12 protein-coding genes are annotated in these 11,623 nt (G+C 72.3%); all 12 read right to left on the bottom strand.

The window, feature by feature from the left end:
- Positions 1–22: 22 nt before the first annotated feature.
- Complete coding sequence (locus RGI145_RS05745; protein ID WP_075797608.1) at positions 23–853, bottom strand: CheR family methyltransferase; 831 nt, start codon at positions 851–853, stop codon at positions 23–25.
- Entirely contained in the window at positions 850–1,938 is a 1,089-nt protein-coding gene (gene cheB, locus RGI145_RS05750; protein WP_237183215.1) for a chemotaxis-specific protein-glutamate methyltransferase CheB, read from the bottom strand. The genes RGI145_RS05745 and cheB overlap by 4 nt, the downstream gene beginning before the upstream one ends.
- The gene (locus RGI145_RS05755; RefSeq protein ID WP_075797610.1) at positions 1,935–2,318 is read right to left on the bottom strand and encodes a response regulator; all 384 of its coding nucleotides are present in this window, start codon (positions 2,316–2,318) and stop codon (positions 1,935–1,937) included. Before RGI145_RS05755 ends, cheB begins: the two co-directional genes overlap by 4 nt.
- An 11-nt stretch (positions 2,319–2,329) precedes the next feature.
- Positions 2,330–2,821 carry a chemotaxis protein CheW gene (locus RGI145_RS05760; protein WP_075797611.1) on the bottom strand — a complete coding sequence of 164 codons (492 nt, stop codon included), beginning with the start codon at positions 2,819–2,821 and terminating at the stop codon, positions 2,330–2,332.
- A 10-nt stretch (positions 2,822–2,831) separates the two neighbouring features.
- Positions 2,832–5,369 (bottom strand): hybrid sensor histidine kinase/response regulator, encoded by a 2,538-nt coding sequence (locus tag RGI145_RS05765; protein WP_075797612.1) that lies wholly within the window; start codon positions 5,367–5,369, stop codon positions 2,832–2,834.
- 113 nt (positions 5,370–5,482) lie between these two features.
- On the bottom strand, positions 5,483–6,415 hold the full coding sequence (locus RGI145_RS05770) for a lipid A biosynthesis lauroyl acyltransferase (protein ID WP_075797613.1): 933 nt from the start codon (positions 6,413–6,415) through the stop codon (positions 5,483–5,485).
- Positions 6,416–6,425: 10 nt separating this feature from the next.
- Positions 6,426–7,448, bottom strand: coding sequence for a zinc-binding dehydrogenase (locus RGI145_RS05775; protein ID WP_075797614.1), 1,023 nt, complete (start codon positions 7,446–7,448; stop codon positions 6,426–6,428).
- A gap of 28 nt (positions 7,449–7,476) precedes the next feature.
- The gene (locus RGI145_RS05780; RefSeq protein ID WP_208863973.1) at positions 7,477–8,733 is read right to left on the bottom strand and encodes a beta-ketoacyl-ACP synthase; all 1,257 of its coding nucleotides are present in this window, start codon (positions 8,731–8,733) and stop codon (positions 7,477–7,479) included.
- Positions 8,734–8,738: 5 nt separating this feature from the next.
- On the bottom strand, positions 8,739–9,935 hold the full coding sequence (locus RGI145_RS05785; RefSeq protein WP_075797615.1) for a beta-ketoacyl-ACP synthase: 1,197 nt from the start codon (positions 9,933–9,935) through the stop codon (positions 8,739–8,741).
- Positions 9,935–10,423 (bottom strand): 3-hydroxyacyl-ACP dehydratase FabZ family protein, encoded by a 489-nt coding sequence (locus tag RGI145_RS05790; protein WP_075797616.1) that lies wholly within the window; start codon positions 10,421–10,423, stop codon positions 9,935–9,937. Before RGI145_RS05790 ends, RGI145_RS05785 begins: the two co-directional genes overlap by 1 nt.
- Positions 10,424–10,476: 53 nt before the next feature.
- Positions 10,477–10,758 carry an acyl carrier protein gene (locus RGI145_RS05795; protein ID WP_027279903.1) on the bottom strand — a complete coding sequence of 94 codons (282 nt, stop codon included), beginning with the start codon at positions 10,756–10,758 and terminating at the stop codon, positions 10,477–10,479.
- 314 nt (positions 10,759–11,072) lie between these two features.
- Positions 11,073–11,567, bottom strand: coding sequence for a phosphatase domain-containing protein (locus tag RGI145_RS05800; protein WP_083670461.1), 495 nt, complete (start codon positions 11,565–11,567; stop codon positions 11,073–11,075).
- Positions 11,568–11,623: the final 56 nt, after the last annotated feature.

Consider the following 11,623-nt stretch of genomic DNA (forward strand, 5'->3'; position numbering starts at 1 on the left):
TTTGTCGCGCGATGGCGCCGCCCTACCGTGACGGCACGGTAGCGGCGCCGCGCAGCCGGTGCGGCCCGCGTTCGCCGGGCAGGGGCACCAGGCCGTCGGTCACGCCGAGCACCGTCTCGGCTCCACCCAGATAGAGCAGGCCATCCGGCGCCAGACGCCCGGACAGCGCCTCCAGCACGCGCCGCTTGGTCGGCGTGTCGAAATAGATCAGCACGTTCCGGCAGAAGATCACGTCGAAGCGGCCCAGGCCCCGCAGATCCTCCAGCAGATTGCCTTCCGCGAAGCGCACGCGGGCGCGCAGTTCGGGCGAGGCACGCCAGCGCGAGCCCTCCTGGCGGAAATGCTTCACCAGCATCTGGATCGGCAGGCCGCGCTGCACCTCGAACTGGCTGAAGCTGCCTTCCTGCGCGCGGGCCACCACCTCACGGCTCAGGTCGGTGCCGAGGATCTCGCAATCCCGCCCGCCCAGCCGGCCCCGCAACTCGTCCAGGATCATGGCGATCGAATAGGCTTCCTGCCCCGTGGAGCAGGCGGCGGACCAGATGCGCAGCTTCTGCCCCGGCGGCCGCGCGGCGGCCAGTTCAGGCAGGATGCGGCGCAGATGGTCGAAGGGCTTGACGTCGCGGAAGAACGAGGACTCGTTGGTGGTCAGCGCCTCCGTGACCTCGCGCGCCAGCACCTGGGCACCGGGGGCCTGCAGGCGGCTGGCCAGGAGTTGCAGGTCGCGCAGCCCGTGGCGGCGGAGCAGGGGGGCCAGCCGGGTTTCCAGCATGTAGCCCTTGTCCTCCCCCAGCACGATTCCGGAACGCGCCTGCACCAGTGCGGAGATGGCCGACAATGCGGTGGCGGTCATGCCTCCACCCCCACCGGGGCGCGTCGTGCTGGTGCCCAGCGCTGCTGCCGCAGCCGTTCCGCCAGCCCCTCCGGCGGCAGCACCGCTTCCGCGAGCCCGGCCCTGGCCACGGCACCGGGCATGCCCCAGACCACCGAGGAGGCCTCGTCCTGTGCCAGCACGGTGCCACCCGCCGCCGCCACCGCCCGGCTGCCGGCCAGGCCATCGGAGCCCATGCCGGTCAGGATCACCGCCAGGACTCGGCCGCCGCAGGTGGCGACCAGACTGCGCAGCATCGGGTCCACCGCCGGGCGGCAGAAATTCTCGGGCGGTGCGTCGCTCAGCCGGGAGACGAGCACCCCGCCCTCGCGCACCGCCAGCAGGTGGCGATCGCCGGGCGCGAGATAGAGCCGCCCCGGATGCAGGACCTCCCCATCCCCGGCCTCCCGTACCGGCATGACCCCCAGGCGGGTCAGGTGGTCCGCCAGCATCGAGGGAAAGCCCGCCGGCATGTGCTGCACGGCCAGGACGGGCACCGGCGGCGCGGTGCCCAGGCCGCGCAGCAGCGCCGCCAGGGCCTGCGGCCCGCCGGTGGAGCTGCCGATCGCCAGCACCTGCGCCTCCTGCCGGGTGCGTCGCGGCGGCGGGGCCGGTGCGGCAGAGGGCCGGGGCATGTTCCGGCGCATGCGGGCCCAGCCCTTGACCTTCTCCACCAGCTCCGCGCCGAAGGCCTGGCCGGCGACGCCGCCAGCGGCGGCCATGGGCTTGGGCATGTAGTCCACGGCACCGGCCCGCAGCGCCGCCATGGCCATCGCGGCGCCGCGCTGCGTCAGCGAGGACGCGACGATGACGCTCGGCCGCGGTTCGCAGCGCAGGAGATGGGGCAGGGCGGTCATGCCGTCCATCACGGGCATCTCCAGGTCGAGCAGCACCACCTCCGGCTTTTCGGCGGCTGGCAGGGCAGCGAAGGCAGCAAGGGCAGCGCGCCCGTCGCCCGCCCGGGCGACGATGCGCAGGCCGGGGTCCGCCTCCAGGATGCGGCCGAAGGCAGCGCGGACGGTCAGGCTGTCATCGCAGAGCATGACCCGCACGGGCGCAGGGGTCATGCCGCTCCGCCGCCCGGGGCGAAGCCCATCACCGCCAGCTTGTCGGCCAGGATCGCCTCGTCGAAGGGCTTCATGATGTATTCCCGCGCCCCGGCTTCCAGCGCCTCCATGATCCGGGGCAGGGCGGCCTCCGTGGTGCAGAACATCACCGGCGGGCAGGCCTCGCCGAAGTCCTGCCGCAGCGCGTGCAGGCATTCGAGGCCGTCCATCACAGGCATGTTGCGGTCGAGCAGGATCAGGTCGGGCCGTGCCTCCCGGCAGGCGCGCAGGGCGGCGGCCCCGTCCTCGGCCTCGCGCACCGTGAAGCCGAGACGCTCCAGCATCCCGCGGGCGACGCGGCGCACCACGCGGCTGTCATCCACCACCAGGCAATCGGGCATGTCCCGCCTCCTCATCCGATCGCGAGAAGGCGATCGACATCCAGCAGGATCAGGAGTTGCCCCTCCTCGCCCGCCATGCCGCGGAAGACGCCCCGCGAGATCTCCCGCCAGACCGGCTCCAGCGTGGGCGGATTGGGCGCCGCTTCCCCCAGGGCCAGCGGCACGACATCGCCGACGCCATCCACCAGCAGCGCGTAGAGCTCGCTGCCCTGTTCCACGACCACGGCCATGGGGCCGGGCGCTCCGGCGGGGCGGGGCGGCAGGCGCAGCCGCCGCCGCAGGTCCATCGCCGTGACGATGCGCCCGCGCAGGTTCAGGCTGCCGGCGATTTCGGGCGGCGCCAGCGGGATCGGCGTGGTGGCCTGCGGCAGGAGGACATCCCGCACGCGCTGGACAGGCACGCAGCAGAGCTGCCCGCCCACGGTCAGCGTCAGGAAGACCTCGGTTTCCCCGGAAGGCATTTCCCGGAAAGCGCGCGGACGATCCGCCTCGGTCATGCTCATGGCCGTCTCCTCATTCCGTCGCCATGGCGGGCCATTGTGTCGGGGTGCCGAGGCACTGCCGCAGGGAGGCGAGCAGGCCCTCCCGGTCGAGCTTGCCGACATAGTCGGTGAAGCCCGCCTCGCGCGCCTGGCGGATCGCCTCAGGCGTGGTGCGCGAGCTGAGCGCGATCATCGGCAGGCTGGCCCAGGCGCCACCCTGGCGCAGCGTGCGGGCCAGCTCGATGCCGCCCAGCTCCGGCATCTCGATGTCGGAGACGATGGCGTCGAAGCCCTCCTCCGCCTCCCGCAGCCGCAGTGCCTCCGCCCCGTTCGCCACCGCCGTGACCTGGTAGCCGGCGGCGGACAGCATGGGCGCCACGACGCCCCGGAAGAAGGCGCTGTCCTCGACCAGCAGGAGGCGCGTCCGGACGGCGGCGGCCTCGAACCAGCCTTCCCCGCCCTGCTCCAGCCACCAGGCGCAGTCCAGCACCTCCGTGGCGCGGCCGGCGATGACCGCCGTGCCGAGATAGCCGAGGCAGGTCGAGGCCTGCTCGATCCGCAGGCTGTCCTCGACGACATCCAGGATGCTGTCCACCATCAGCCCCATGGCGCGGTCGCGCTCGGTGAAGACCAGCACCGCCTGGCGCGTCCCGGCCGGGCCCGGACTCCATCCCGGCGAGAGCGGCACGAGCGGCATCAGCCGGCCGCGGTACTGGGTCATCCAGCGGCCGCCCGACACCTCGATGCGCTCCACCGGGATGTCCTCCAGCCGCGACACCAGGGCCAGCGGCACCGTCTTGGGCGTGGCGTCGCCCGCGGTGAAGAGCAGCAGGGCCGAGGCCGCGCTGGCGGTCCGCGCCGCGACGGGCTTGCGCTCCGCTTCCAGCCCACGGTCGCTGCCGATGCCGGCGGCGCGCGCGATGCCGGCGGGATCGGCGATCATGATGACGGTGCCGTCGCCCAGGATGGTGTTGCCGCTGAACACGGTGAGGTGCCGCAGGATCGGCGCCACGGGCTTCACCACGATCTCCTCGGCATCGAAGATCCGGTCCACGACGATGCCGAAGAGGTCGCTGCCGACCTGTGTCACCACGACGAAGCCGCCTTCCTCGCCCGCGCCGCCATCCAGCCGCAGCAGGCCGGACAGGGAGACCAGCGGCAGCAGCCGGTCGCGCAGCCGCAGCACGGCGGCATCCTTGATGCGCTCGATCCGGGCGCCGCTGCCACCCACGCGCACCAGCTCCAGCACGCCGATCTGCGGGATGGCGAAGCGCTCGCTCCCCGCCTGGACCACCAGCGTGGAGACGATGGCGAGCGTCAGCGGGATCTTCACCACGAAGGTGCTGCCCTTGCCCTCCCTCGAATGTACCTCGACCGTGCCGCCGATGCGCTCGATGTTGGTCTTCACCACATCCATGCCGACGCCGCGGCCGGACACGGCGGTGACGGCGGCGGCGGTGGAGAACCCGGGATGGAAGATCAGCCGCTGCACATCGCGCTCGCCCATGGCGGCGAGCTCGGCCTCCGTCGCCAGGCCCTGCGACAGCGCCTTGGCACGGATGCGCTCCAGCGCCAGGCCGCGCCCGTCGTCGCCCACCTCCATGATGATGTGCCCGCCCTCGTGATAGGCATTGAGCAGGATGCGGCCGGTCTCCGGCTTGCCGGCGGCGCGGCGCTGCCCGGCATCCTCCAGCCCGTGATCGGCGCTGTTGCGCACCATGTGCGTCAGCGGATCGCGGATCATCTCCAGCACCTGGCGGTCGAGCTCCGTCTCGGCGCCGCGCATCTCCAGCTCGATGCGCTTGCCGAGCTCGTGCGACAGGTCGCGCACCAGCCGGGGCAGCTTCTGCCAGGCATTGCCGATCGGCTGCATGCGCGTCTTCATCACCCCTTCCTGCAGGTCGGAGGTGATGTGGGACAGGCGTTGCAGGGGCACCGAAAGGGTGGCGTCATCGCGCCCGCGCACGCTCTGCAAAAGCTGGTTGCGGGTCAGCACCAGCTCGCTCACCAGCACCATCAGCTCCTCCAGCACCTCCACCGAGACGCGGATGGTCTGTTGCTGCGCCACGGGCGCGGCCTCCGGGGCCTCGGCCGGCGGGGCGGCAGCCCTGGTGGGACCCGCAGGCTCGGGCGGCGGCTGCACGGGCGCGGGGAGCGTGGTAGGTGCGACGGCTTCGGGGGCCTCGGCCAGCCGTCCCGCATAGGCTTCGTCCAGCGCGTGCAACAGCGCGGTATCGTCGCCTTCCAGCTCCGCCCCGGTGCCGGCGATATCGGCGACGATGAGCTTCACGCGGTCCAGCGCCGAAAGGATCAGCGTGACGCCGGGCGAGGTGACGGGGAGCTGCCCGTCGCGGTAGCGGCCCAGCAGGTTCTCCGCCGCATGGGTGACGCGCTCCAGCCTCGGCAGGCCGAGGAAGCCGCAGGTGCCCTTGATCGTGTGCACCAGGCGGAAGATCTCGGAAAGGGTCTGGCGGTCCTCCGGCGTTCGCTCCAGCCGCAGCAGCGCGTCGTCGAGGGCCACCAGCCCTTCATTGGTTTCCGTCAGGAAATCGGCGAGCAGCTCGTCCATCGTCGTCCCGCTTCGGTCGCGGCGATGGGATAGCGCACCGGTCACGAAGATTCCGTGAAGACGGCGCCGGAAGCCCGCGGTTCGGCGGGGCGATCAGCGGGCCGAAGCGCCGGTCAGCGCCAGCGGCGGTGCATCCAGAGCCACTGCCCCGGATGCTCGCGCACCCAGCCGGCGATGACGTCGTTCATCGCCTGCGTGGCGCCATCGACGTCGATCCGGCCCTCCGCATCGCGCGGCAGGTCCAGCGGCTCCGTCACCTCCACGCGGAAGCGTCCGCCGGGAAGGCGGATGGCGCGCACGCCCCGCACCGGGCAGTCGAAGCGCCGGGCCAGGTTGGCGAGCAGGGGATTGGCCGGGGTCGGGCGCCCGAGGAACTCGATCTGCGGCCCGCGGCTGAAGCGCTGGTCCACCAGCATGGCGACGATGCCGCCGGCCTGCAGCACCTTGGCCAGCTTCGTCGGGGCGGTGATGCCGGCCGGGACCATCTCGCCCATCAGGTCGCGCCGCATGCCGATGATCAGCCGGGCGATCGCCTTGTTGTTCGGCGTCCGGTAGAGCACAGCGGTGTCCAGCCCGTGCTTGCGCGCCGCCACGGCCGGCAGTTCCCAGTTCGCGAGATGCGAGGCGAAGACCACCACGGGCCCGCCGCTCTCGCGCACCTGCTGGAAGCGCGTATAGGTCGCGTCGTCGATCTCGACGCGGCCGCCCGGCCGGCGCTCCTCGGTCAGGTCCCAGATCGCGCCCAGATGCACGTATTCGCAGGCGGTGCGGCCGAGATTGTCCCAGGCCTCCAGCGCCACCTGCTGGTGCCAAGCCTCGTCCCGCTCCGGGAAGGAGGCGCGGATGTTCTCCAGCGCGATGCGATGCTGCTTGAAGAGCGGGCCGAGCTTCCGGGCCACGGCGGCGCCGAAGCGCGGGCCGCGGTCCGGCCCCATGGCGCGCATGGCCGCGAACGCGCCGCGCACCAGCAGGGCCAGTGCCTGGTCGCGCCATTGCAGGGCGCGGAGCTGGGCCTTGCGCCAGCGGTAGCGGAGTTCCGGGGTCACGGTCTCGGCTTTACAGCGTCACCACGATCTTGCCGAAGACCCGGCGGCTTTCCAGCCGGTCCAGCCCCTCGGTGAAGCGCTCCAGCGGGATCACCGTGTCCAGCACCGGGGTCATGCCGCCCGCCATCTTGGCGAGGCCATCGGCCACGTTGCGCATCGAGGCACCGAAGGAGCCGAAGATCCGGAGCTGGCGCTGGAAGATCATCATCAGGTTGGTCTCGGCCGAGACGCCGGAGGTCGAGCCGCAGGTGACCAGCCGCCCGCCCATCCGCAGCGACAGCAGCGAGCCCGCCCAGGTGGAGGCACCGACATGCTCGAACACCACGTCCACGCCCCGCTTGCCCGTGACGCGCCGGGCGACGGTGGGGAAGTTCTGGGTGTTGTAGTTCACCACATGGTCGGCGCCGAGCGCCTTCGCCTTCGCGCATTTCTCGTCGTCACCCGCCGTGGCGATGACGGTGCAGCCGATGGCCTTGGCCTCCTTGATCGCCACCGTGCCGATGCCCGAGCCCGCGGCCTGGATCAGGATCGTCTCGCCCGGCTCCAGCCTCGCATTGTCGAAGAGCATGTGCTCGACGGTGGAGAAGGTGATGGTGGCGCAGGCGGCGTCGTTCGTGGCGACATTCTCCGGCACGCGGATCAGCAGCCGCGCGGGGATGTTCACCAGTTCCTGTGCGAAGCCGTCGAGATGGAAGCCCATCACGCCGCCGACATTCTCGCAGAGGTTGTCGCGCCCCTCGCGGCAGGCCCGGCAATGGCCGCAGGTGAGCGCGCCATAGGGCGCCACGCGGTCCCCCGCCCGCCAGCCCGTCACGCCCTCGCCGGCGGAGACCACCTCGGCCACCGCTTCGGCGCCCGTCACCAGCGGCAGGTTGCGCCTGGCGAAGGCCATGCCGCGCCAGCCCCAGACGTCGATATGGTTCAGCGCCACCGCCAGCGGGCGGATCTGCACCTCCCCCGGGCCGGGCGGCGGGGGCGGGGCGATGTCGTCGATCCGCAGGTCGCGGTCGCCATGCAGGCGCAGGGCGCGCATCAGCGGGCACTCCGATTCACGTTACGCATCAGCGTGGCTCCGCCGAGAGGACGAGGCAGGTGTTCTGCCCGCCGAAACCGAAGGAGTTGGACAGCACATGCGTCACCCGGGCGTCGCGCGCCACGTTCGGCACCACGTCCAGGGTGATGCTCGGATCGGGCTCGTCGTGGTTGATGGTGGGCGGCAGGCGGCCGTCGCGGATGGTGAGCAGCGAAAACACCGCCTCCAGCGCCCCGGCGGCCGAGAGGGTATGGCCGATCATCGACTTGTTGGAGGAGATGGGCGGCGCGTCCTCGCCGAAGACGGCGCGCATGCCGAGATTCTCCATCTTGTCGTTCTCGGGCGTGCCGGTGCCGTGCGCGTTGACGTAGGAGATGTCCTCAGGCTTCAGCCCGGCATCGGACAGCGCCACGCGCATGGCGCCGATCACCGCGTTGCCGTCCGGGTTGGAGCGGGTGCGGTGGAAGCTGTCGGCCCGCTCGCCGCAACCGGAAACGAGGCCGAGGATACGGGCGCCGCGCGCCACGGCGCTGTCATAGTCCTCCAGCACCAGCGCCGCCGCGCCCTCGCTCATCACGAAGCCCGCACGGTTCTTCTCGAAGGGGCGGGAGGCCTTCTCCGGTTCCTCGTTGCGGGTGGACAGGGCCGAGAGCAGCGAGAAGCGGATCAGCGATTCCGGCTGCACCGTGCCATCCGCGCCCACCGCGATGCAGGCCGTGGCCTCGCCGCGCTGGATGGCCTCCACGCCGAGCTGGATCGAGGAGGCGCCGGTGGCACAGGCGGTGGTGATGGCCACCGGGGCGCCGCGCGTGCCGAAGCGCTCGGCCAGGCGCTCGCCGATGCCGCCATAGAGGATGCGCTCGTGGATCTCCGGGTGGCCGATCGCCGCACGGGTCATCGCGGCATAGCCGGGGCCGGCCTCGCGGGCGAGGGTGAAGCGTTCCGGCCATTCCATCTCCACCGGCGGCATGCCGAGGAAGAGCGGGCCGGGAAAGCTGCCCGGCTGGCCCAGCGCGGCCATCTCCAGCGCCTCCTGCACGGCGATCGCGGCGATGCGCTCCACGCGGACGGGGGTGGAATAGGGCTCGTGCCCGGCTTCCTCCGGCAGGTCCACCGTGCCGGCGATGCTGGTCCGCAGGTGCTCGGTGGGGAAGCGGGTGATCCGGCGCAGGCCCGAACGGCCGGCCAGCAGCGCGGACCAGCTTTCCGCCACGCCGAAGCCCAGCGGGGTGACGGCGCCGATGCCGGTGACGGCGACCATGGGCCGCCCGAGATGGTCCTGCATGCCGCTCACGCCTTCGCTTTCGACAGGCTGGCCAGGGCCTCGCCGCGCCACTGGCCGAAGCCGGTGACGAGGATCCGCCGGGGCGCCGCGGCCTCGGCCGTTTCCGGGTCCGCCGGGTCGATCGGCGGATAGAAGCCGTCGCGCGACAGCGCCAGCGCCGCCAGGGCGGTGTTCACCATGAAGGCGCCTTCCAGCCCATGCCCGATCAGGCTGCCGGTCCGGCGCGGCACCACCCGCTCCCCGCCCTCGCCGAGCGAGGCCAGGAAGCGCTCCTCCTCGGCCCAGGCGGCGGGGGCGCCGGAGGCGCCGGAGATCACCGCGCGGGCCGGGCCGCCCACCAGCGGCAGCAGCGCCGTGGCCGATGCGGCGGACTGGCCCGGGGTGGAGCGGCGGGCGGAATCCGTGGCCACGGCATCGAGCCGGGCCAGCGCCCTGGCGCCGCGCGCGCGGGCATGGTCGGCGGCTTCCAGCACGAGATAGGCGGCCATGGAGCCCAGCACCATGCCGCCGCCCTCGCGCTCGGACAGGGGGCGGAACCCGCCCTGCCAGAGGCCGCTGCGGGCATAGAGGATCAGCATGTCCCAGCGCGAGGCGGCGAAGCCGCCGCCGACCAGGGCGATCTCGCCGCGCCCTTCGCTGATCCGCGCCCGGGCGATGCGCAGCGCGTCGGCCGCGGCCACCTCCTCCCCCATCAGGGTGCGGGAGGAACCGGTGACGCCGTGCACGATGGAGATGTTGCCGGCCACGAGGTTGGAGAGCTGCGCCAGGAACAGCGTCGGCCGCAGGCCGGTGGCCAGCATCTCGTTCAGCCGGGCGCCCCCGTCATTGCTCTGGGCCAAGCTTTGGGCCAGTTCCGCGGTGATCTGCTCGTCCAGCGCCACGTCGCGCTCGCCGCCGCCGGCGGCCACCACCAGATGCGTCTCGCCCACCAGGTCGCGCGCCCCGGCATCGTCCAGCGCGAGGCCGGCGGCATAGGTGTTGAGGCGCTGCCAGGGCTCCATCTGCCGCTGGTCGCCCCGCTTGGGGATCTGCCGGTCGAGGTCCAGGGCGGGAAGGGGATGCACCATCCAGGGCGCGAAGCCCGTCTCGTCCAGCACCGGGCGGCGGTCCGGCGCGTGCAGCGCTTCCCAGTGCGTGTCGCTTCCCTCGCCCAGCGAGGTGACGAGGCCGATGCCGGTGATGACGACGTCGCGCTGACGCATCAGCTGGTGGCTCCCTGAGCGGAGGGCTGGGCGGCCAGGATCTCGTTCAGCCCGATATCGGCGGCGCGCTCGCGCATCGCCCTCTCCAGATCCGGCGCGGGGAAGGGCATGATGCGCAGCATGATCTCCGCGTCGCAGAGGCGCTTGCCGCCGCTCTCGATGCGCGCCGCGGTCACGGCATAGCCGGAGCCGTCATGCGCGATCCGGGCGGTGACATCGAGCCGCGCGCCCGGCCCGACGAAGGAGCGGAACTTCGCCTCCTTCACCGAGGACAGGAAGGGCATGGCCGAGAGGCCGTTGCGCGCCAGCAGCAGCCAGCCCGCGGCCTGGGCCATGGTTTCCACCAGCAGCACGCCCGGCACCAGCGGATGGCCGGGGAAATGCCCCTCGAAGACCGGCGAGGCGTCCGGCACGGTGCTTTCCACCGCGATGGCGTCGCCATCGAAGGACCGCACCCGGTCCACCATCATGAAGTATTCCAGGCGCACCGGCGTCCTCCGTCTCTGGCCGTCCTGTCCGGCGGTGCCGGGAGGCTTGGGCGTCAGGCGCCCTTGGCCGCCACCAGTTCCTCGACCCGGGTGGCGAGGTTCTTCATGACGAAGTACTGCTCGGCCGGGGCGGTGCCGGCATTCACGTCCTGCGTCCACTTCTCGACAGGCACCTTGATGCCGAACTCCTTGTCGATCGCGAAGACGATGTCGAGGAAGTCCAGGCTGTCGATGCCCAGATCGTCGATCACATGGCTGTCGGGCGTGATCTTGTCGCGGGGGACTTCGGAATTGGCGGCGATGATGTCGGCGATGCGCTCGAAGGCCGAGGCCATGGACGGCTCCTGAATGGGCAAGGGTCGCCGCCCGTACCCCCGGTTCGGGGGAAATCCCAGCCGGGAAAACGAGGGCGTCGGTCGGATTAGGGAGCGGGTGATGGACCGGAATGGGGGCGGGTGTCCATAGGGCTTGCGGCCCCGCCCTTTTCCAGGGGCGCCCCGTGGGCCGGACGGCCCCGGCAGGCCGCGGGGACAAGGTTATCCGCTCCGCGGCGGATCGCCGCGGGGCGCCACCGCCAGACGGCGCGGAGCCGTTCCCCGGACACATGCGATCGGGCTTCCGCGGCGGAGGCATGTGACCCGGGCAGGCCCTAGCCATCACGGCCGCTCCCCGGCCGCCGCCAGCCCTCCTGGGCCAGCACCCAGGCTTCCTGTTCCGGTGTCTCGATCGCCCCCGGTCTTGCCCGCCGCACCTGCGCGATGGCCTCGGGCGCCGACAGCCCCCTGGCCAGCAGCAGCGCGGCGGCCAGGGTGCCGGAACGGCCCCGCCCGCCCCAGCAGTGGATCGCCACCCTTTCCCCGGCATCGAGCCGTTCCAGGGTCTGGCCCGCCAGCACCCTCCAGGCCGGCCCCGGGGCGGGGATGCCATAATCCGGGATGGGAAAGCGGACCCAGCCGATACGCGCGCGGGCAAGCCGCGCCTCCAGCGCCGCGGCATCGGGGAACTCGCGCGGTTCGCAGAGGCTGAGCAGCCAGTTCGCCCCCCAGCGCCGCAGGGCGGCCACATCGGCGGTGAGATCGCCATGGCGGCCCGGGCACTGCATGGCGGCCAGCGCGCCCGGCGGCGGCCAGGGCAGGGGCGTCAACTCCGGGGGCGGCGGATGGGCGGAAAGGGGACCGGTCTCGATGGCGGCATGTCTCC

Source organism: Roseomonas gilardii (genome assembly GCF_001941945.1).
Classification (GTDB): Bacteria; Pseudomonadota; Alphaproteobacteria; order Acetobacterales; family Acetobacteraceae; genus Roseomonas.